At 52.0% G+C, this 20,049-nt stretch carries 20 protein-coding genes, 1 tRNA gene, 1 other RNA gene and 1 pseudogene; 8 read left to right on the forward strand and 15 right to left on the reverse strand.

The genetic code is table 11. The features are described 5' to 3' along the window. Positions 1-5: 5 nt before the first annotated feature. The 6 genes and pseudogenes from ABXT50_RS05670 to ffs all read right to left on the reverse strand — a co-directional run bounded on the left by ABXT50_RS05670 (position 6) and on the right by ffs (position 5,458). On the reverse strand, positions 6-1,073 hold the full coding sequence (locus tag ABXT50_RS05670) for an aspartate-semialdehyde dehydrogenase (RefSeq protein ID WP_415273908.1): 1,068 nt from the start codon (positions 1,071-1,073) through the stop codon (positions 6-8). A 2-nt stretch (positions 1,074-1,075) separates the two neighbouring features. Further along, positions 1,076-2,344 carry an aspartate kinase gene (locus tag ABXT50_RS05675; protein WP_415273909.1) on the reverse strand — a complete coding sequence of 423 codons (1,269 nt, stop codon included), beginning with the start codon at positions 2,342-2,344 and terminating at the stop codon, positions 1,076-1,078. A 50-nt stretch (positions 2,345-2,394) separates the two neighbouring features. Next, positions 2,395-2,991 (reverse strand): recombination mediator RecR, encoded by a 597-nt coding sequence (gene recR / locus ABXT50_RS05680; protein WP_415273910.1) that lies wholly within the window; start codon positions 2,989-2,991, stop codon positions 2,395-2,397. A gap of 212 nt (positions 2,992-3,203) precedes the next feature. Then, positions 3,204-4,781: pseudogene (locus ABXT50_RS05685) on the reverse strand (DNA polymerase III subunit gamma and tau); the annotation flags it as partial. A 62-nt stretch (positions 4,782-4,843) separates the two neighbouring features. Next, a complete protein-coding gene (locus ABXT50_RS05690) occupies positions 4,844-5,293 on the reverse strand; it encodes a DUF2231 domain-containing protein (RefSeq protein WP_415273911.1) in 450 nt (149 codons plus the stop codon). 68 nt (positions 5,294-5,361) lie between these two features. Continuing rightward, positions 5,362-5,458, reverse strand: an RNA gene (gene ffs / locus ABXT50_RS05695) — signal recognition particle sRNA small type. A 66-nt stretch (positions 5,459-5,524) separates the two neighbouring features. On the opposite strand from ffs, the gene ABXT50_RS05700 reads away from it, so the two are divergent. Together ABXT50_RS05700 and ABXT50_RS05705 are read left to right on the forward strand one after the other, a co-directional pair. Then, a tRNA-Ser gene (locus ABXT50_RS05700) sits at positions 5,525-5,612 on the forward strand. 98 nt (positions 5,613-5,710) lie between these two features. Next, the gene (locus ABXT50_RS05705; RefSeq protein WP_415273912.1) at positions 5,711-6,418 is read left to right on the forward strand and encodes a flavodoxin family protein; all 708 of its coding nucleotides are present in this window, start codon (positions 5,711-5,713) and stop codon (positions 6,416-6,418) included. A 52-nt stretch (positions 6,419-6,470) separates the two neighbouring features. On the opposite strand, the gene ABXT50_RS05710 is transcribed toward ABXT50_RS05705, so the two are convergent. Beyond that, a complete protein-coding gene (locus ABXT50_RS05710) occupies positions 6,471-6,950 on the reverse strand; it encodes a DUF427 domain-containing protein (RefSeq protein ID WP_415273913.1) in 480 nt (159 codons plus the stop codon). 631 nt (positions 6,951-7,581) lie between these two features. On the opposite strand from ABXT50_RS05710, the gene ABXT50_RS05715 reads away from it, so the two are divergent. Both ABXT50_RS05715 and ABXT50_RS05720 read left to right on the forward strand, forming a co-directional pair. Beyond that, the gene (locus ABXT50_RS05715; RefSeq protein ID WP_415273914.1) at positions 7,582-8,355 is read left to right on the forward strand and encodes a hypothetical protein; all 774 of its coding nucleotides are present in this window, start codon (positions 7,582-7,584) and stop codon (positions 8,353-8,355) included. Positions 8,356-8,417: 62 nt separating this feature from the next. Further along, entirely contained in the window at positions 8,418-8,876 is a 459-nt protein-coding gene (locus ABXT50_RS05720) for a hypothetical protein (protein WP_415273915.1), read from the forward strand. A gap of 151 nt (positions 8,877-9,027) precedes the next feature. Here the strand turns inward: ABXT50_RS05720 and ABXT50_RS05725 are convergent, their stop codons facing one another. From ABXT50_RS05725 to ABXT50_RS05760, 8 genes are all read right to left on the reverse strand, one after another. After that, a complete protein-coding gene (locus ABXT50_RS05725; RefSeq protein ID WP_415273913.1) occupies positions 9,028-9,507 on the reverse strand; it encodes a DUF427 domain-containing protein in 480 nt (159 codons plus the stop codon). Positions 9,508-9,846: 339 nt separating this feature from the next. After that, positions 9,847-10,101, reverse strand: a complete 255-nt coding sequence (locus tag ABXT50_RS05730; RefSeq protein WP_415273916.1) for a hypothetical protein — start codon at positions 10,099-10,101, stop codon at positions 9,847-9,849. Next, positions 10,079-10,411 carry a TetR/AcrR family transcriptional regulator gene (locus ABXT50_RS05735; protein WP_415273917.1) on the reverse strand — a complete coding sequence of 111 codons (333 nt, stop codon included), beginning with the start codon at positions 10,409-10,411 and terminating at the stop codon, positions 10,079-10,081. The genes ABXT50_RS05730 and ABXT50_RS05735 overlap by 23 nt, the downstream gene beginning before the upstream one ends. An 11-nt stretch (positions 10,412-10,422) precedes the next feature. After that, positions 10,423-11,748 (reverse strand): glutamate-1-semialdehyde 2,1-aminomutase, encoded by a 1,326-nt coding sequence (gene hemL, locus ABXT50_RS05740; protein WP_415273918.1) that lies wholly within the window; start codon positions 11,746-11,748, stop codon positions 10,423-10,425. After that, the gene (gene hemB / locus ABXT50_RS05745; RefSeq protein ID WP_415273919.1) at positions 11,745-12,719 is read right to left on the reverse strand and encodes a porphobilinogen synthase; all 975 of its coding nucleotides are present in this window, start codon (positions 12,717-12,719) and stop codon (positions 11,745-11,747) included. Before hemB ends, hemL begins: the two co-directional genes overlap by 4 nt. Then, a complete protein-coding gene (locus ABXT50_RS05750; protein ID WP_415273920.1) occupies positions 12,719-13,465 on the reverse strand; it encodes a uroporphyrinogen-III synthase in 747 nt (248 codons plus the stop codon). Before ABXT50_RS05750 ends, hemB begins: the two co-directional genes overlap by 1 nt. Continuing rightward, positions 13,462-14,388 carry a hydroxymethylbilane synthase gene (gene hemC, locus ABXT50_RS05755; protein WP_415273921.1) on the reverse strand — a complete coding sequence of 309 codons (927 nt, stop codon included), beginning with the start codon at positions 14,386-14,388 and terminating at the stop codon, positions 13,462-13,464. Before hemC ends, ABXT50_RS05750 begins: the two co-directional genes overlap by 4 nt. Further along, positions 14,381-15,634: a glutamyl-tRNA reductase gene (locus ABXT50_RS05760; RefSeq protein ID WP_415273922.1), complete on the reverse strand. Its 1,254-nt coding sequence runs from the start codon at positions 15,632-15,634 to the stop codon at positions 14,381-14,383. The genes hemC and ABXT50_RS05760 overlap by 8 nt, the downstream gene beginning before the upstream one ends. A 73-nt stretch (positions 15,635-15,707) precedes the next feature. On the opposite strand from ABXT50_RS05760, the gene hemE reads away from it, so the two are divergent. The 4 genes from hemE to ABXT50_RS05780 are packed head-to-tail and all read left to right on the forward strand — an operon-like array spanning position 15,708 to position 19,904. Then, positions 15,708-16,787 (forward strand): uroporphyrinogen decarboxylase, encoded by a 1,080-nt coding sequence (gene hemE, locus ABXT50_RS05765; protein WP_415273923.1) that lies wholly within the window; start codon positions 15,708-15,710, stop codon positions 16,785-16,787. Next, positions 16,784-18,142, forward strand: a complete 1,359-nt coding sequence (locus ABXT50_RS05770; RefSeq protein WP_415273924.1) for a protoporphyrinogen/coproporphyrinogen oxidase — start codon at positions 16,784-16,786, stop codon at positions 18,140-18,142. The genes hemE and ABXT50_RS05770 overlap by 4 nt, the downstream gene beginning before the upstream one ends. Then, positions 18,126-18,803: a hydrogen peroxide-dependent heme synthase gene (gene hemQ, locus ABXT50_RS05775; protein ID WP_415273925.1), complete on the forward strand. Its 678-nt coding sequence runs from the start codon at positions 18,126-18,128 to the stop codon at positions 18,801-18,803. Before ABXT50_RS05770 ends, hemQ begins: the two co-directional genes overlap by 17 nt. Beyond that, entirely contained in the window at positions 18,804-19,904 is a 1,101-nt protein-coding gene (locus ABXT50_RS05780) for a ferrochelatase (RefSeq protein WP_415273926.1), read from the forward strand. It abuts the gene before it with no gap. The last annotated feature ends 145 nt before the right edge of the window (positions 19,905-20,049 follow it).

The following is a 20,049-nucleotide window of genomic DNA, read 5'->3' on the forward strand; positions in this document are numbered from 1 at the left end:
TTTTACTAAGCGAGCTCTTGCGCTACTAGCTCCGCTATTTCGTAAGTGTTTAAGGCAGCGCCTTTTCTAAGGTTGTCCCCCACCACAAAAAGATCGATTGTGTTTGGAAAATCTTCGGACTGGCGGATGCGCCCAACAAAGGTCGGGTCCTGTCCGGCAACATGCTGAGGTGTGGGGTAAAGGTTATTTTCTGGATCATCCATGACAACGATGCTTGGCTGCTTGGAAAGCAGCTCTCTAACCTCGTCGGCGGAAACCGAAGATCCGAAAGTCGCATGGACGGCCAAGGAGTGACCAACCTGGACTGGGACTCGAACACAGGTTGCAGCAACCTTGAGGCCAGGAATTCCAAGAATTTTGCGTGACTCATTTCTGACCTTGAGCTCTTCGGAGGTGTGCCCACCTTCTTTGAAGCCGCCGGCCGCAGGAATGACGTTCAAAGCAATCGGATGTGGCCAGGGCGAATCGGCCTGGTGCACTGACTGAGCCTCCAAGGTCTTTGAAACACTGTCGGAACTGAGTCCCGCTTCGCGGTTCGTGGCTGCAGCCTTGATCTCGTTCGCCAGACGGTCAATGCCCGGAGTACCCGCTCCAGACACAGCCTGGTAACTAGCAACGACTAACTCTCTAAGCTCCCACTTGTGATGCAGGGCGCCAAGAGCGGCCATCATGGTCAAGGTAGTGCAGTTTGGGTTTGCAATGATCCCGATAGGGCGTGATTTAGCCATGTGAGGGTTCACTTCAGGAACCACCAAAGGAACCTCAGGGTTCATGCGGAAAGCCGCTGAGTTATCAACCGCAACAACACCCTTGGCAGCAGCGATTGGTGCCCAAACTTCCGATACCTCATCTGGAACATCAAACAAAGCGATGTCTATGCCATCAAATGCATCTTCGGTAAGCTCTACAACCGTCAGCGGCTGGCCGTGGACAATAATCTGCTTGCCCGCACTTCTCGCTGATGCAATAAGCCTTATTTCACCCCAAATGTTCTCTCGTGAGTTGATGATTTCGACCATCACGGTGCCAACCGCACCGGTTGCGCCAACAAGGGCGAGATTTGGCTTAGACATTCTTACTTCCCGGTTCCGGCGTAAATGATTGCAGTATCGGCGGCGTCCAGCTCAAAGGCAGAGTGCACGATTCTGGTGGCTTCTTTTAACTGATCTGCGCGAGTAACAACCGAGATTCTGATTTCGGATGTGGAGATCATTTCGATGTTGATCCCGGCTTTTGCTAAGGCTCCAAAAAGCTTTGCCGAAACGCCGGATGAGGTCTTCATTCCGGCCCCAACGACGGAAAGTTTGCCGATTTCGTCATCGTAGGTAATGTTCTCGAAGCCGACCTCTTCCTGACGGTCCTTGAGGGCCTGAACCACCTTGTGTCGGTCTGAGTGAGGAAGCGTCATTGAAATGTCGCTCAGCTTGTCTTCATCGGTCGAGACGTTCTGCACGATCATGTCGATGTTCGCACCGGCTTCGGACACAATTTGAAACACCTCTGCTGCCTTACCCGGTCGGTCTGGCAGACCAATAACTGTCACCTTTGATTGAGTGTCATCAGTTGCAACACCTGAAACGATTGGCTCTTCCATGTCATCTCCTGCACTAGCTGTGTAAACGAGGGTTCCGGGGTCAGTACTAAACGAGGACCGAACACGAAGGGGGACCTTGTGGCGACGCGCAAATTCAACAGCGCGGATGTAAAGGATTTTAGCTCCGGAGGATGAAAGCTCCAGCATCGATTCGATATCAATCTGCGCAAGCTTGTGAGCCCGGGGGACAATTCTTGGGTCGGCGGTATAGATGCCATCCACATCCGAATAGATCTCACAAACATCTGCCTTGAGCGCGAAAGCCAGTGCCACCGCAGTGGTGTCCGACCCGCCTCTACCTAAAGTTGTGGTGTCACCATTTTCGAAGCTGAAGCCCTGAAAGCCAGCAACAATAGCAACCTCACCCTTTGCCAAAGACTCTTCGATACGAGTTGGCTCTAGTTTCCATATTCTGGCCGATCCGTGAGCCGAATCAGTTGAAATACCAGCCTGATAACCAGTGAAGGACTTGGCCTGACCGCCCTGCTCCTTTATGGCCATTGCCAGTAGCGACATAGATATGCGCTCACCTGCTGTTAGTAAAACATCCATCTCACGTCCGCCTTCCGGCGAAGACGAAACCGAATTTGCAAGATCTATTAGGTCATCGGTAGTGTCCCCCATGGCAGAAACCACTACGCACACCTGATTTCCCTGGGCTTGGGTCTGTAAAACGCGCACAGCAATATTCTTGATCTTCTCAGCGTCTTGGACGGAAGATCCTCCATATTTCTGCACAATAACTGCCAATTGGGGCTCCTGGATTGAGGAATTATGCCTTCATTGGCAACTTGCCAATTCTAGTTGACTCTCTTGCGCCCCTCGAAGGCACGACCTAAAGTCATGTCATCCGCATATTCCAAATCGCCGCCAACCGGCAAGCCAGAGGCGAGTTTGGAGACCGTGATCTCCATTGATCCCAAGAGCCTAATCAAGTAAGTGGCGGTTGCCTCACCCTCGAGGTTTGGATTGGTCGCAAGGATAACTTCTGTAATTTCCGGGTCACTTAGGCGCTTTAGTAAGTCCTTGATTCTCAGCTGGTCTGGGCCAATACCAATAATTGGCGAGATTGCCCCTCCGAGGACGTGGTATTTGCCCCTGAACTCTCTTGTTCGTTCAATGGAATTGATGTCCTTGGAATCCTCAACTACGCATATAGAAGTCAGTTCCCGCTTTGGGTCTAAGCAAATAGAGCACTGCTCGGTCTCCGAAACATTTCCGCAGGTTGCACAAAAACGAACTTTTTCCTTGGCCTCCCGGAGCACGTCCGCAAGCTCAAGAGCAACTTCGCTGTCGGTTTCAATCAGGTAGAAGGCAATTCGCTGGGCAGATTTGGGCCCCACACCGGGAAGCCGACCAAGCTGATCAATTAGTTCCTGAATCACTCCGTCATACATTAGTTAGGCTCACCCTTTATCGGCTTGGCTCCAAGGACTTCTCTCAGAACAAACTCTCCGGCTTGCTGAGCTTCTGGTTCGGAAGCCTGAATCACTTCGACTGGCGTGTCTTGTGCTTCTAGCTCTTCTTCCGTCGTGAACTCTTCAGGTGCCGTCGGTTCAACAGTGTTTTTTGTCTCCGGCTTTACTGGCGCCTCAGCAACCTTGGCCCGATATTTGACAACGACTCCCAATTGCTCACGAATAACTTGGCGAAGCACCTCGGCTGCACCTTGGGAACTCTTGAACGCATCAACATCGTTCTGGCTCTGAAACAAGAGGGTTAGCACTTCGTCTTTGAAGTCAATCACCTTGGTGGTGAAGGCAACAGCCCAAGCAGATCGTGACTGCTTAGCCAATGTTTCTAGAATCATCGGCCAAGCAGACTTGACAGTGGCGGTGGTGATGTCCTGTGAGAGCACGACCGGCTGCTTTGGAGCAGTAATGACAGACCTTGCCTCGGTCTCCGAGATTTTTTCTTCTACTGGGGTTGCTGGCTTTACAGCCTCTGGCTTGGCTTCCTCCGCGAAGGGAGTGGCGGGTGCGGCAGTTGTGGTCTTAGCACCAGTGACCGGGGTCTTTACTGGCATAGCTGCGGGTGCAGAAAGGGTTGCAACCGGCTCTTGATGAATTGCAGCGATGGATCGCTGGCTCACCGGTGCTAGCACCCTCGCGCAAAGAAGTTCAAGCTGCAGCCTCGGATTTGAGGCCGCACTGGTATCTGAGAGCGCCTTAGAGGTGGCCTCCGCAGCTGCGGTCAAATCGGAAAGACCGAATCGGTTGGCCTGAATCGTAAGAATATCGAACTGCTCGGGCCCAATACCTCGCAAAATAGCCTTAGCGTCGTTTCCAAGAGAGCTGACAAGCATTAGATCTCTGAGGCGTTCGAGTAAATCCTCAAGGAACCTTCTTGCATCTTGGCCGGACTGAATTACCTTGTCCACTGCACTAAAAGCCTTGGCAGCATCAATCTCAGCAAAGGCGTCTATGACCTCACTCATAAGCTCGTCGTGAGTGAAGCCCAATAGGTTTACTGCACGCTGATAGGCAACCTCTTTGGTGTCGCTGCCGGCAATCAGCTGGTCAAGCAGTGACAAGGCATCTCGAACACTACCGCCGGAAGCCCTGACTACAAGCGCCATCACGCCTGCCTCAGCGCTGAAACCTTCAGCATCCAAAACAGTCCCTAGGTACTCCAGGAGCTCCCCTGGAGGGACTAACCGAAAGGGGTAGTGGTGGGTTCTGGAGCGAATGGTTCCTATAACCTTCTCGGGCTCTGTGGTTGCAAAAATAAACTTCACGTGCTCTGGTGGCTCTTCAACAATCTTTAGCAGGGCATTGAAGCCCTGCGGGGTAACCATGTGTGCCTCGTCAAGAATGAAGATCTTGTATCGGTCCCGCGCCGGAGCAAAAATTGCCCGCTCTCGAAGATCTCGCGCATCATCAACACCGTTGTGGCTGGCCGCATCAATTTCAACTACGTCCAGAGAACCAGGTCCGCCGCGCGAAAGCTCGATGCAGCTGTCGCACTTGCCGCAAGGTGTGTCGGTAGGACCCTCTTTGCAATTTAGGCACCTGGCCAAAATTCTGGCGCTTGTTGTCTTTCCGCAACCCCTTGGGCCGGAGAACAAATAAGCGTGATTAACCCGGTCTGACCTCAAAGCAGAGCGCAACGGATCGGTCACCTGAGACTGGCCAATTAGCTCGGCAAAACTCTCTGGTCGATAGCGTCGATATAGGGCTGTGGTCACGCGCCAAGCCTAACCGAGCTAGCAGACAAGCAAGGACAATTCCACAGCCTTGCAAGCATTTACTAGCCGAGTACCGAGGACCAAGTAGCTGCAGCGCCCGAGTGGCCAATAAGGACAATCATTACAATCACAGCAATGGCAACCGAGATGCCGATAAAACTAAGTACGTAGACAATCGGCTTAGCTAAATTCTTCTTCACGGCAAGCCAGTAAGCAAAAGCCACCGCAAACATGCCTATCGAAAGCACCATCATCGAATCGCCCAGCTGGGCGTGAACGCCAGGGTTACCAACAACCTCTTGGAACGCCTTGCCGGATTGGGAAGATACATAGACAGCTGGGACCGAAACGCCTAGCCCCACGATCGAAGTGACTAAAAACTTGTCTCTAAACTTCGGCCAGCAAACTGTGACTATAAAAACAATCGCGCTAAGCGGCAAAAGCACCACGGCAAAGTGCACGGCGAGCGGGTGAAGCGGTAAGTCCCCAAATCGTAAAAACAGTTCATCCATTACTTGAAAATCCTTGGCTGATTGAAGCGGTACGCAGCTAAAAAAGGCACTGCCAGCATTCTTTCGATAAAAAGGACCCCCCGTGCACCCATCAGAGCTCAGTTACCCTTGCTATCTTTCGATCCTGGGGGATTTAGCCAAGGTGACGCCACACGAGGAGTCGTTCTCAATTCTAAACCCAGAATCAGTCAATTTCCAGACCGCAAAAAATACAGCTAGAATCGGGGTTCTGGAGAATTCGCCTAGTGGCCTATGGCGCACGCTTGGAAAGCGTGTTGGGTGCAAGCCCTCGGGGGTTCGAATCCCCCATTCTCCGCCAGTAACTCGCCCAATCTAGAGTCAGAATAAAGACCTCGGTAAGGGTGCATTTAGATAATGTGAAATTTGCGTGCCTCAGAACGGGAGTAGGTTGGGGGCATGGCTCAATTTAATGAACTTTCGGCACTGTTTATCAATTGCACGCTTAAGAAGTCTCCGGAGCTTTCACACACTGACGGACTAATTTCTCTTGCCTGCAAAGTTATGCAGACTCAAGGCGTCAACACAACGAGCTTCAGGGCGGTTGACTATGACATTCCGCCAGGAATTCAACACGACATGCGCGGTAAAGGTTATGACAGTGACCCTTGGCCAGAGCTCTCCGAGCAGCTTTTAGCAGCGGATATTCTTGTCATGTGTGGTCCAATCTGGCTTGCGGAAAACTCTTCGGTGATGAGGATTGTGCTTGAGCGACTGTATGCAACTTCTTCTGCACTCAACGAAAAGGGTCAGTTCAAGATGTACGGCAAGGTTGCCGGCACCCTGGTTTCGGGCAATGAAGACGGAGTTAAGCATGCCTCAATGGGTAACTTGTTTGCGCTGCAGCACATCGGCTATACCATTCCGCCGCAAGCGGATGCAGGATGGCTTGGGACTATTGGTCCAGGAAAAAGCTATCTAGACGAAGGCTCCGGAGGCCCGCAGAACGATTTTACAAATCGGAACACAACCACGATGGTTTGGAATCTGATGTACCTCGCGAAGCTATTGAAAGACAACCACTTCTTCCCACAAGAGGGCAACTCACGTAGCGACTGGGAAAATGGCATCAAGCCTGGATTTGACCAAATCGATAAGTGGTTTTAGACGATTCGGCTTTGTTTCGGCAATGCATCCCTAGAGCCTAAGTAAGGGTGTATTACCAGCCCAAGGTTCCGGGCGCGCCCTTGAAGGGGCCAACGATCTTGCTGGTTATCCAGCCACCATAAAAGTCACCCTCTTGGGCCTGAACCACTTCTTCACCCACTGTGCAACGATCAACTTTGCTGGCGTAGAGAGCGACTTTGCGGGTGAGGACTTCAAAGCCTTTGGTTGGATTTTCGAAGGTCCATGCAGCCCTTGGTATGCGTTTGTTGCCAACAACAATGTCGAAGTAGCTGGCGGCTCCCTTGAACTCGCAATAGGTTTGTCCATCCACGGGCACCAATACCCCCTCAGCAAAGTCGGTAATGGGTAGGTAGTAGGTGGGAGGGTGGGAGGTCTCCAACACCCTTACCGATTGGTTTGTTGAAACAATTTCCTTGCCTAGGTGAGTGACAGTGATGTGCTCTGATACCGGATCGATTCTTGGAGGTCTGGGGTAGTCCCAGACTGACTCTTGCTCACTCTTTGCGCTCATCACTAGATGGTAACCGTGATCGCTGACGCGAAATTTCCAGAGTTCTCTGAGGTTTTCACGTTCCCACCAAGGCCTTAGAGTCTCGCAAACATGCTGCGATCGGTACTGGGTGGTTGCAAGCCTCCGCATTTCAAGTACGTCGACGGGGCAGCAACCACAACACCGCAGCGCCGCCCACCAGAATTACGGGCCTAAAGCTTTATCGAGTGCATCTCAGTGAGCTTGCGCGGTTTCGTCGCGACGGATGTCGAGTTTAAGAACTTGTAGTCCGACTAGGGCACGTTCATAAATATCAGTAAGCGACCGACAAAGAACGTGGGTTTGACAGAGTTGTCAGGAGCAAGCCGCCGAACTATTGTTTCCGTTTAGCAAGAGGGCTCGAGCGTAAAATTGATACCTGGTTGCATCCTTGCAACCCCCTAGAGTCCACTTTCGTTGACTTTATAAGGTGCGGAAAACTGTACGTACAAAAAAGAAGATGACGATATTTTTGGTCTATTCTCGAGGGATATAGCCACCAAAAACTGGTCTATTCTTGCTTGTCCGAGACAACATCTCTCGGGACTAACAGACTCGATGACCTTTGATTCTTCCCAGGACTAACCCCGGGGATTAAAGCAAAAGAGGAGTTATGCGACCACTAACGAATAAGACTGCGTACACGCTCGCAGGATTCATAGTCGTGCAGGCAGTCATTGGCCTTTCTGTTATGAGTGCGCAAGGCTCCACTCAGATGTTCGGGCCCACAGCAGTAATGAAACCCATCACATTGTCCTCTCTCGACACCCCCAACGCATCGAATACTTCAGGTGTCTCTACTACAGCTGGTGATCTGGACCTCACGGGTGCTGCTGGATCAACGGGTTCCACTGGGTCAACGGGTGCTGCTGGATCAACGGGTTCCACTGGGTCAACGGGTTCCACTGGGTCAACGGGTGCTGCTGGATCAACGGGTTCCACTGGGTCAACGGGTGCTGCTGGATCAACGGGTTCCACTGGGTCAACGGGTGCTGCTGGATCAACGGGTTCCACTGGGTCAACGGGTGCCGCGGGTTCCACTGGGTCAACGGGATCAACTGGTGCCGCTGGGTCTACCGGTTCAACTGGTGCCGCTGGGTCTACCGGTTCAAAGGGTGCCACCGGGACCGCGGGTGCCGACGGGATCAATGGGGCCCAGGGTGCGACAGGTGACGGCGGTGCAGCCGGTCCTAAGGGCGATTCAGGTGTCGACGGCAAAGCCGGTCCAGCCGGTCCAGCCGGTCCTAAGGGCGATCCAGGTGCAATCGTTGGCATCACTGCAGGGCAATCATGCTCGGCCGATGGCATAACTGGAAAGTTCGTGTGGCTAGATATTTCCCTACTTGTGGGAAAAACCGCCTCCGTTTTGGCGTGCGTCAGAATATGAAATCTAAACAAGATCTGAGTTCTACCAAAACCCGAAGCTTTCGCGCTTCCGGACGTTCAGAAATGCTAAAGAAAATCACAAGGGGAACAGCCGCCCTACTGAGTGTTCTCATTGCCACGGTTCTGCTTCTCATAGCTCTCAGTAATCCGGGCTTTTTCATGTTCAACCCGTTCGAGACGGGCTTTAGCATCTTGGGCTTGGCCCAACTGATTGCAATCGCATCTTGGGTTCTATTGATGTGTGGACCAGTCTTTATCCTGCTATCTAGAGTCCAACTCGTGGGCGCCTGGTGGGCGCTTTTCCTTGTTTCAGTATTAGCTTGGCCTGTCTCGGTATTTACGATTCACGCTATCCTCTTCATCCAGACTTCGGATGCCCACTTCGATTACCTGATGGAAGACCCAATTTTTATCGTCTCTGACATCGTTGTGCCAATTATCTACTTAGTCATCTCACAACACCTCAGGTCTCGTGCTACGCAAGACCGGCAAGGTCGATTAGAAGGTTCGTTGCCTGCCTAGCCATGAATGTCGCCCTCTACCCTGTTCAGGGTGACGTAGAAAGCGTTTCTTAGCTCGTTAGCCGCAGGGATTATGGTGACAAAAAGGGAATCGTTTGAATCCCCATTCTCCGCCAGTACCTCCCTCGAGATAGCGCCTAAGTAAGGGTGTATTACCAGCCCAAGGTTCCGGGCGCGCCCTTGAAGGGGCCAACGATCTTGCTGGTTATCCAGCCACCATAAAAGTCACCCTCTTGGGCCTGAACCACTTCTTCACCCACTGTGCAACGATCAACTTTGCTGGCGTAGAGAGCGACTTTGCGGGTGAGGACTTCAAAGCCTTTGGTTGGATTTTCGAAGGTCCATGCAGCCCTTGGTATGCGTTTGTTGCCAACAACAATGTCGAAGTAGCTGGCGGCTCCCTTGAACTCGCAATAGGTTTGTCCATCCACGGGCACCAATACCCCCTCAGCAAAGTCGGTAATGGGTAGGTAGTAGGTGGGAGGGTGGGAGGTCTCCAACACCCTTACCGATTGGTTTGTTGAAACAATTTCCTTGCCTAGGTGAGTGACAGTGATGTGCTCTGATACCGGATCGATTCTTGGAGGTCTGGGGTAGTCCCAGACCGATTCTTGCTCACTCTTTGCGCTCATCACTAGATGATAACCGTGATCGCTGACGCGAAATTTCCAGAGTTCTCTGAGGTAAGGGCTTTTCTACACACCCGATTTTTGGCCATGAATGCGACTGAGCTTAGGGGCGCACTAAAAACTATAAAGACCTCGTTGGCGTTGGGGGGACTCGTGTTGTTGTTCGAGATGGTGAAAACTAAGTAGCAACGGCTCGCCCTCTTGGAAATTTGGAAACACAAGCCGCTATCTTGCTCCTGGACCGCGTCTCGTCACTTGGCATAGAAACCAGTGTCGGTCAGTATTTTGTGAAGATAAAAATATTAAGTTTGAAGAATCGCAGACTAGTAAATCTGAAACTGGTTAGCGAATGACTGATTGAATTCCGGCCATCACAAATTTCTCAACCGCCATGGCCTCGGCGGCAAAATTGCCGTCATCATCAATTCGCTTTGCGGCAGAGGCAATCGAACCAAAAATCATGCCTGACAAAGAACTTGGCTCATCAATCCCGAGGTCCTTCAGAGATGTGATCAGACTTATCATGAAGTAGCCGTGCATTGCCTTGAGCATGCCCCGTTGGTCGGTCGGAAGGTTATCTATAGAGATCTGCCTCACCACTCTGTGCTCCGCGCTGGCCAAGTGAGCCAGGGAATAGTGAATCCAAACTCGGACCCGCTCGAGAGGGTCTTCGATTTCCTGAAATCAAACGATCTATCTCGTTGCTTAGGTCAGCCATTTCATTGATCAACAGCTCGCCCAAGATGTGATCTCTGGAGGCAAAGTACTGGTAAATGGCGGGTCGAGACAGACCGGTTCTTTTTCCCAGCGTTGCCATCGTTACGGCCTCCACGCCCTCGACTGCAATAAGTTCAGCGGCTGCGCCAAGTATCGCCTCTTGTCGCGCATCAAGGGTTTGAGATCTCATTTGCTTTAATTCTACGTAGTTTTTTTGTCAACTCCTGAGAATTCTCGGGTAATTCTTGCCGCGTATTCGGCTGCGGAAAGCACCTGGTCAACATCCGCATCAGTGATAGCAGCCGAAACAAACCAGGCCTCGAAAGCAGACGGCGGCACCGATACTCCCTTTTCTAGAAGTCCATGGAAGAACTTTGCAAAGCGGGCGGTGTCTTGAAGTTTTGCTTCGGCGTAATTCGTAACCCTACCGGGCGCAAAAAAGAAAGAAAATAGATTTCCCGCTGTTTGATAACTGTGTTCTAACCCGGCACCAGTAAGGGCGTGACTTATGCCCTCCCCAATTTGTGTCGCCCTTAGGTTTAGGGTTTTGTAAACCGCTGGTGTGCAGTTTTCCAAGGTCGCAAGACCGGATGCGGTTGCAACCGGATTTCCACTCAAGGTTCCAGCCTGATACACGCTTCCAACCGGTGCAAGAAGCTGCATTACCTCTTTTTTACCCGCAATTGCGGCAAGAGGAAAGCCGCCGCCGATGACCTTTCCGAAAGTAAATAGGTCCGGCTCCCAGCCTTCCGGTTTGCCGAACGCCTGCCACCAACCGCCAGCCGAGATTCTAAAACCGGTCATTACCTCGTCAAGAATTAAAAGCGCGCCGTGACTCTTGGTCAAATCAGCCAGCAGCCTGTTGAAGCCCGGCTCTGGCGGAACTGCGCCCATGTTAGCGGCAGCAGCTTCAGTGATGATGGCGGCGACCTCATGACCCCGTGTTGCAAATAGCTCTCGGAGCGCTGCTTCGTCGTTGTAAGGCAAAACCAAAGTGTCCTTTGTCGCACCAACAGTCACGCCCGGGGAGTTTGGGAGTCCAAGAGTCGCAATTGCAGACCCCGCCTCCACCAAAAGGGCATCGCTGTGACCGTGATAGCAACCGGCAAATTTCACAATCAAATCGCGCCCAGTAGCCGCTCTTGCCAGTCGAACGGCAGTCATTACTGCCTCGGTGCCAGAGGACACGAACCTGACCTGCTCGGCAGGCTCCACTCGGGCGATAATTTCCTCCGCCAATAAAACCTCGTTGGGCCCAGGGGCGCCAAACGAGAAGGAGTCTCTTGATGTCTTTACTACAGCCTCGACCACTGCCGGGTGCGCATGACCCAAAATCATGGGACCCCAAGAGCCAATCAGATCAACGTACTGGTTTCCGTCGATGTCGAAGACCTTTGATCCCTCGCCTCGTACAAAATACCTCGGATGCGAACCAACGGATTGAAAAGCCCGAACCGGACTGCTCACGCCGCCTGGAATTGAGAGCTTTGCTCTCTCGTGCCAACTGCTTGAACCTATGGTGATCATTTTTTCTCTCCTAGCCAAGTGGCGGCCTCAATTGCGAAATAGCTACAGATAATGGTCGCGCCCGCACGCCTGATGGAGTGAAGGGTTTCCAAAATCGCGTGTTTTCTATCTAGATGCCCAAGGCTCGCGGCAGCCTCGATCATCGCGTACTCTCCCGAGACTTGATAGGCAGCGACCGGAACATCGCTAATCTCAGCGGCAGCTCGCACTACATCCAGATAGCTCATGGCCGGTTTAACCATGACAATGTCCGCGCCTTGTTCAAGATCCAGCTGAATCTCACGCAGCGCCTCAACGACGTTTCGCCAATCCTGCTGGTAGGTTTTTCTGTCTGTTTGAAGTTTTGACTCAACGGCATTCCTAAACGGACCATAGAAACTAGAGGCATACTTGGCCGCGTAGGCAAGAATGCCGACGTTTATGAAACCTGCCGCATCAAGTGCTTCCCTTATGGCCTGAACCTGGCCGTCCATCATGCCACTTGTGCCCAAAAGGTCAGCTCCGGCATCTGCAAGAACTACGGCCATCTTCCGATAGTGCTTCAGAGTCTCGTCGTTATCAACCTCGCCTCTTTTATCTAAAACTCCACAGTGGCCGTGGTCAGTGAATTCATCTAGGCAGAGGTCCGCAACCAGAACCAGCTTGTCTCCCACGTGCGCTCGCGCGCTTCGGATGGCTCTTGAAAGTACACCTTCGCTATTGCAGGCCTCGGATCCCGTCCCATCCCTTTTTTCCGGAACGGCGAAAACCATGACTGACTTGATTCCGACAGCCAATGCACGATCAAGTTCCTGGAGAAAAGTCTCTGGCGAGTGCTGTAAAACCGAATACATACCTTCGATTGGCTTTGGCTGAACTAACCCTTCACGCAAAAAAAGTGGAAGCATAAGATTTTCCGGACTAAGCCGCACTTCGGCAACCAGCTCTCTGATAGCAGCGCTAGAGCGCAACCTTCTGGGACGCTTTAGCATTAGGTTCTCCTGTCCGAAAAGTACTCTGACACCGCTTTAGCAATTGACTCAGGGCTGGGATCAGCCGCAATCAGATCTGGCTTTACACCTAGCGCCTGAACAGCCTTAGCTGTGGTGTTACCGCCGCAGATGATGCTCAATCGAGGGCTTGGGTTCTTGGACAAAAACGTTCTCGCTGCGCTCGGCGATCTCAACAACACCGCATCAAAAACGCCAGCCGAAATTTGGCGAACAGAATTAGGAGCCGCGACGACTGGCGTGGTTTGATAAACAACTTCCGAGATGACATCAAATCCAAGTCCCGACAGCGAATTATCTAGGGTCTGCATCGCGATAGAGCCGGCCGGAATCACGACGGGTATTGGCTTGCCCCCAGAAAGAGTCTTAGCCAAAGACGCAGAATCGAACCGGTCCGCAACCACAACTTCGCTGGCACCCAGTGCGAGAAGCTGCTTCTTGGTTTGCTGTCCGATGGCGGCAAATTGAATTGACTCGGATTCAAAAACCGCTTTCTCCAGCTCACCCGGACCCAAGAGATTTTGCCAATACTGCAGGCCGTTTGAGGAAGTTAAGATGAGCCACTTTTCAGCCTTAGACCTCAAGGCATCAAGCATTTTTTGGGCGCCTAAGACATTGTTCACCTGCGAAATCTCAAGATACGGATCAATCTCGGTTTCTATGCCAAATTCCGCGAGCGCCGACGCGTCGGCCTCGTTACGATTCGGTCTAATCAGCAAAATCTTCACTTGAGTGACGCCCGATCTGCAATTTCACTCTTCAGCATTTCGGCCGCGACACTTAGACCCAGCTCCTCAGCCTGCTCAAGGTTGTGGAGATCAGATTCAACTGACCTTGACACTCTTATGGCTTGGCCAGTTGATTCGATTGCCAGTTCGGCAATCAGTATCAGCTCACCCTTTTCAAAGCGAGCACTGGCGCCAATGGGGGTCGCGCAAGAAGCGCCGAGACCTCGCAGTACTGCCCTCTCGGCTGTGGTGACAAGTAGATCCGATGCGCTATTAATCGCACCTAAGACCGCTGCTAATTCCTTGTCCTGAGTCCTAAGTTCCACTGCCAGAGCACCTTGACCAGGAGCGGGAATCATTAGATCTGGCGAAAAAACCTCGCTGAGCTCCGCTGATCTACCAATGCGATTGAGTCCTGCCAACGCCAAAATGGTGGCATCATAATCGCCCTCTCGCACCTTGGCGATTCTGGTGTCTACATTGCCTCGGATTGATACCAATTCAAGATCTGGTCGCAGTTGCCTCAGAGTCGCAGCCCGCCTAGGTGAGGAAGTTCCAACCCTGGCGCCGCTTCTTAGCTCGGAAAGTTTGAGGTTTCCCTTTGATACCAAGACATCTCTGACATCCTCGCGCTTCGGGACAGCAGCCACACTGATTCCTGGTTCCAGTTTTGCCGGTAAATCCTTCATTGAATGCACAACAAAGTCCACTTCCCGATCGTAAAGTGCATTACGTAGGGCGGAGACAAAGACTCCGGGGGTTTTAGATTCCGAGAGAGGTGAGGTGCTGAGATCTCCCTCGGTGGTGATCAACACCTCTTCAATAGAAAGCCCTGGAAAGTGGAGTTGCAGCTGAGACGCAACCCACCTAGTTTGGGTGAGGGCGAGCAAACTTGCCCTGGTGCCAATGCGAAATTTAGCCATTTTCGCCGATCTCTATGTCAAACAGCACTCTTATAGCATTGACATAATCTGCTTGATTTCCCGTCCCAGCCAAACTCTTTGCGTTCAGACTCGGAGTGTGTAAAATCGCGTCCTTTACTCTGGAAAGCGATTTTCGGATCTCAGTCACCGTGGCCGGATCAAGCTTGTGTTTTACCGAATCGATCTCTTGATCAACCCGCAGTTCAATGTGAGATCGCAGCGCCGTGATTATTGGGCCCATGGTCTTGGCGCGCTGCTCTACCTCAAACTCCTCAGCCGCTGCCTTCACCATTTCACGAGCACTGTCGATCGCGATTGAATGCTCTTGCGGAGTGAGTTTTTTCAACTGCTCCAAATCCAACACGAAGCAACCAGCCAATTCGTGCACCGCGGGAGCTACGTCTCTAGAAAGAGCAACATCAACAACCACTAAATCATGCTCTTTGCTTCGTAGCCTTAGAGCCTCTGAAACCAAGGCCTCGTCCAGGAGATGGCCCCTTGAGCCACTTGCACTGATCACAATATCCGCTCGGGACAGCTCTGCCACCAGGTCTTGATTCGTCACGGCCCTGACTGTATGAGTCTCGGCAAACATCTCCGCACGGCCCGAGCGCGAATAAACCGCTATGTCGCCCGCCCCAGTTTTTTTGAAGAAGGCGGTCACCACTCGTGCATATGCACCGGTGCCGATAATTAGAACCTGCTTCGGGACATCCCGAGGCATCAGAGGCTCAGAAAGTTTTAGGGCCGTTGTGATAACGGACTTGCCAGATAAGCCAATTCCAGTTGTCTGGCTAACCTTCTTTGAGACTCGAAGGGCAGTTTGAAATAGCTGTTGGACTGATGGGGCTAAGGGACCGCTCAGCTGAGCGCGGGTGAGCGCCCTTCGAACCTGTCCGGTGACATCACTCTCGCCTACGATCATCGACTCGAGGCCCGAAGTAACACTAAAAAGGTGCTGAGCAACTTTGTCGCCGGAGAGGATCTGAAGAGATTGGGAAACAGAATCCCTATTTTCGTTCGTCTCTTCGGCAATCGCATCAATCACGCTGTCTAAAGTGCGGTGGAAATCATCGGTTTCGAAGTAAAGCTCAAAACGGTTGCAAGTGGCCAGAGAAACATGGGAGTCAATCAGGCTTGACGAGTCGTCAAGCCTGGCTCTTATAGCCGAGCTGGCAGCCTCAAGCCTCTCAAGCCAGCTCAGTTCGCTATCTCTAAAGTTTGAACCAATAAATACAAGTCCCACAAGTTAGAAGGTACCAATAGGCCTACTGACACTTTGTCAGAGAATCTAACCAAATGCTCCCGAAGATATTGATGTGACCCTAAGTGCGATCCATCCCTTGAACACCGGACTGACTGCAAAATCTGCACTGGTCAGGTCACTGCGTGGCGAGCGCACGGCACCGCTTCCAGTTTGGTTCATGCGCCAGGCAGGCAGGTCGTTGCCTGAGTATCGTGAGATTCGGCTAGGCACAACAATGCTAGAAAGCTGCCTGAACCCGGACATGGTTTTTGAGATCACCATGCAGCCGGTTCGTAGACACCAAACGGACGCGGCTATCTTATTTTCGGACATTGTGATTCCGCTCAAACTTGCGGGCATAGAGGTTGAGATTGTGGCCGGAGTGGGCCCAGTAATTAAGGATCCAATCTCAACAACTCAAGACCTCGCCAGGCTCAAACCAATAACGCCCGAGAGCCTAGAACCAATCCGATCAGCGGTACAAAAGCTTGTTGCAGAACTTGGAAGCACACCCCTTATTGGATTTGGTGGGGCTCCATTTACGCTTGCTTCTTACCTATTTGAGGGTGGGCCCTCCAAAGATCTCCCAAAATCCAGAGCAATAATGCATGGGGATCCCAAGCTTTGGAACAGTGTTCTTAGCTGGTGCGCGGAAATTACGGCAGAATTTATCAGGGCCCAGGTTTTGGCGGGCGCAAGTGCCTTACAGGTCTTTGACAGCTGGGCTGGGAAACTTACAGTCCCCGAGTACGAACAATTTGCTGCCCCTCACACGAAGACTTTATTTTCTCTTCTTGAAGACCTCAAGGACGAGGCAGGGATTGCAGTTCCAAGGACCCTCTTTGGTCTTGGGACCCAAGACATGTTGTCCCAAATGCATCAGACCGGTGCAACGGTAATGGGAGTCGATCACTTCACGACGCTCTCTTTTGCTACTGAAGTCTTGGGGCCATCGGTTGCTTTGCAGGGCAATATCAACCCGGAGCTACTAACCGAGCCCTGGGAAGTAATAGAGCAAGAAGTCAAAAATGTCATTGCTTTTGGCCAGGGAGCACCGGGACACATTGTGAACCTGGGCCATGGGGTTCCAAAGGATACTAATCCAGAAGTCCTCACCAAGATTGTCTCGCTAGTGCACGAGCTAACAAAATGAGCATCGACAAGGTAATTATTGGCGCAGGGTTTTCAGGTCTATTGCACGGACTGAGTGCTATTCGAGCAGGACAACAAGTCCTGCTACTTGAGAGAAGCCAATCTCCTGGCGGATTGATTCAGTCTGAAGAAATTGACGGTATCAAGTTCGATTCGGGAGCGGAAGCTTTCTCCAATGTCACCCCTGAGTTTGAAAATTGGTTGTCAGATCTGAGTCTTGGCTCTTTCGTTGTGAAGCCGAACACCAAATCTCCAGTTATTCTCTCGAAAATAGGTGTCCACGCAATACCCCAAGGTGTATTTGGCGTTCCAGTGAGCCTCGATGATTCGGGCCTTGAGTTTCTTGGTGCTCCAGCGCTTGCACTTGCCAGAAAGCTTGACGCCAAGCCGCTTCCTGAGAATCTCGATGAACTTTCAGTTCGGGAACTAATCGACTTGAGACTCGGGCCGGCATTTACAGATTCACTTGTGGGCCCGGTGATCTCAGGTGTACACGGATCGCTACCAGAGCATCTCGAGGCCAGATCTGTGCTTGGCGGTCTTGTAAAAGAGCTCAAGTCAAAAGGTTCGATAGTAGAGGCCGCCAAAACGCTTCGAGGCGATAAGCCTGCCCCTGGATCAGCGGTTGCGAGCTTTGAGGGTGGCATGCACCTGCTCGTTGAAAAACTGGTTGATGAGTTCGTGCAATCTGGTGGCACGTTGCGTCTAGGCACCGACGTCTCTCGGATAACAAGGTTGAGCGATGGCCAATTTGAGATTGAAGCGGGAGAAACCATTCGCGCAAGAAACTTAGTTATCGCGACAACGGCAAACGCTGCAGCAAGAATGCTGGTCGAATTTCATGAGCTGTCGGTTGCCTTGCAGGAGATCGAGTCCTTAGAAACGCTTCTGGTAACAGTGCTGGTTGAGTCCCCGGAGCTCAACAGTTTTCCGATTGGCACCGGCGCGCTTGTAGCGGAGGATTTAGGGCTCGCGGTGAAGGCGACCACCCACATAAACGCGAAGTGGGAATGGCTAAACGACAAGCTTAAAAAAGATCAACATCTGGTCCGATTCAGTTTCCGAAATTCAAGGAAGTTAGACGGCATCGAGCAAAAATCTGCCATCCTCGAGAGTTTCGACTTAATCTACGGAGTAAAAAGTCCGAAGCTACTTGGTCAAGTCGAGGTGTTTTGGGAAGACTCTCTGGTCAAGGCGTCCGCCGGGCACCTGAGAAGAATAGAGCGGATTAAGAGTCTCGTTGAACCTTTGGGCATAGAACTGCGCGGTGCATACATGTCAGGAAATGGCCTGCTGGGAATCTTAAAACACGAGCTAGAAACTAGAGAAGGAGATCTCATTGGAACAGGAATCTAAAGCAGAAGAAATCAACAACACGGTTCGCTATACCAACTGGACCGCACTAAGAAGACTGAGCGTGCCAAGGACAAACGCTGGCACCCCGGTCGCGGAATTTGAGGCGAGTCTGGCCAAAGACGATATTGAACTGCGCGGCTCCTATGACCTCACGGGGTTTAGGGGTGATGCAGACCTACTGCTTTGGATTCACGCTGAGACTGCTGAGCAAGTTCAAAGTGCTATCAAGTCCTTTCTGGCAACCGACCTAGGCGCCTACTACGAGAGCGTTTTCAGTGCAATGGGGCTTCACAGGCCAGCGGAGTTCAACCGGAGCCACGTGCCCGGTTTCATGCTGGGTAAGGAACCCAAGGACTGGCTTTGCTTCTACCCATTCGTAAGGTCTTACGACTGGTACCTTCTGCCGGAGGCGGAGCGTCGAGAAATGCTGATTGGGCACGGTAAAGCGGGTCAGGAGTTCCCAGGCATACTCTCGAGCACTGTTGCGGCCTTTGCACTAGGTGACTATGAGTGGCTGTTGGCGCTTGAGTCAGATGATTTGCACGAGATCGTGGATATGATGCGCGAGCTTCGATACACCAAGGCCCGACTGCACGTGCGCGAAGAGGTCCCGTTTTACACAGGAAGAAAAATACAACTAAGCCAGATCGGAACAAACTAAATGTCCTACGACGCAATTTTATTGACCTCGTTCGGAGGCCCAGAGGGTCCTGAAGAAGTGATGCCATACCTCGAGCGCGTAACAGCGGGTCGCGGTATCCCGAAGGAGCGCCTTGTTGAGGTGTCTCACCATTACATGGCACTGGGTGGCGTGAGCCCAATCAATGACCAAAACCGTGCGTTGCTTGCCAAGCTAAAAGAGCACTTTCCAAATCGCGGCATCGACATCCCGGTTTACTGGGGTAATAGAAACAGCGAGCCGTATTTTGCAGATGTTGTGCGCCAAATGTACGAGGATGGCCACCGCAATGTCTTGGCGTGGGTCACAAGCGCCTACTCCTCCTACTCAGGATGCCGCCAGTATCGAGAGAACCTTTATAAAGCGCTCGATGAGAATGATCTGGTTGGCAAGATGAAGATCGATAAGGTTCGTCACTACTTTGACCACCCCGGCTTCCTCGAGCCAGTGATTGAAGATGTTGCGAAAAAGCTAACTCAATTCCGCGGCGAGGGGATCTCAGACGATGACATCCAAATCATGTTCGCCACTCACTCAATCCCGAACACAATGGGCGAAACCAGTGGGCCTCCAAAAAGACGGGATGAATTCACCGCTCCCGGTGGCGCCTACGAAGCACAACACCTAGTTGCCGGTGGTCTAGTAATCGACGCCGTGAGCAAACGACTTGGGCAAGAGTCTCCAAATTGGGAAGTTGTTTACCAGTCCAGGTCCGGCAGCCCGCAGACGCCCTGGCTTGAGCCAGATGTGAACGACGCAATCCGGACCGCGCATCAATCCGGAAAAGCCGCGGTTATGGTCGTGCCTATTGGCTTCGTCAGCGACCACGTAGAGGTCGTCTGGGATCTAGACAATGAGGCCAAGGAAACCGCAGAGGAGCTAGGTATGCACTTCCTAAGAGCTGCTACCGCTTCTGATCACCACGCATTCGTGGACGGCATTGCCGATTTGATACTTGAGCGAATCAACGGTTCTGACAAGAAGGCGCTTTCACCCTTGGGTCCATGGGCCGATAACTGCGCTGTTGGATGTTGCCCAAACCTCAGGAGTGAGCTTCAGACAGTGGCTCAGGCGGATCAATAAGCCAGAGCAATAAGCCAAAGCGAGCCCAAAACTAGACCCGTAAGTCAGTACCTCTACTGATTGAGAACCGAGATCAGGCCTCAATCTAGAGAGTCTCGTTGGACGAAAATCAACCTATCTTTTTGGAATTACCCCAAAAAGATAG

Origin of the sequence: Aquiluna sp. Uisw_065, assembly GCF_047731275.1 — a bacterium.
Classification (GTDB): domain Bacteria; phylum Actinomycetota; class Actinomycetes; order Actinomycetales; family Microbacteriaceae; genus Aquiluna.

Bases quoted from the DNA above. Each gene is read 5' to 3' on its own strand.
- ABXT50_RS05670 (WP_415273908.1), bottom strand. From the start codon at position 1,073: ATGTCTAAGCCAAATCTCGCCCTTGTTGGCGCAACCGGTGCGGTTGGC.
- hemB (WP_415273919.1), bottom strand. From the start codon at position 12,719: ATGCTAAAGCGTCCCAGAAGGTTGCGCTCTAGCGCTGCTATCAGAGAG.
- ABXT50_RS05780 (WP_415273926.1), top strand. From the start codon at position 18,804: ATGTCCTACGACGCAATTTTATTGACCTCGTTCGGAGGCCCAGAGGGT.
- ABXT50_RS05710 (WP_415273913.1), bottom strand. From the start codon at position 6,950: ATGAGCGCAAAGAGTGAGCAAGAGTCAGTCTGGGACTACCCCAGACCT.
- ABXT50_RS05735 (WP_415273917.1), bottom strand. From the start codon at position 10,411: ATGAGATCTCAAACCCTTGATGCGCGACAAGAGGCGATACTTGGCGCA.
- ABXT50_RS05705 (WP_415273912.1), top strand. From the start codon at position 5,711: ATGGCTCAATTTAATGAACTTTCGGCACTGTTTATCAATTGCACGCTT.
- ABXT50_RS05690 (WP_415273911.1), bottom strand. From the start codon at position 5,293: ATGGATGAACTGTTTTTACGATTTGGGGACTTACCGCTTCACCCGCTC.
- ABXT50_RS05725 (WP_415273913.1), bottom strand. From the start codon at position 9,507: ATGAGCGCAAAGAGTGAGCAAGAATCGGTCTGGGACTACCCCAGACCT.
- ABXT50_RS05770 (WP_415273924.1), top strand. From the start codon at position 16,784: ATGAGCATCGACAAGGTAATTATTGGCGCAGGGTTTTCAGGTCTATTG.
- hemC (WP_415273921.1), bottom strand. From the start codon at position 14,388: ATGGCTAAATTTCGCATTGGCACCAGGGCAAGTTTGCTCGCCCTCACC.
- hemL (WP_415273918.1), bottom strand. From the start codon at position 11,748: ATGATCACCATAGGTTCAAGCAGTTGGCACGAGAGAGCAAAGCTCTCA.
- ABXT50_RS05720 (WP_415273915.1), top strand. From the start codon at position 8,418: ATGCTAAAGAAAATCACAAGGGGAACAGCCGCCCTACTGAGTGTTCTC.
- ABXT50_RS05715 (WP_415273914.1), top strand. From the start codon at position 7,582: ATGCGACCACTAACGAATAAGACTGCGTACACGCTCGCAGGATTCATA.
- recR (WP_415273910.1), bottom strand. From the start codon at position 2,991: ATGTATGACGGAGTGATTCAGGAACTAATTGATCAGCTTGGTCGGCTT.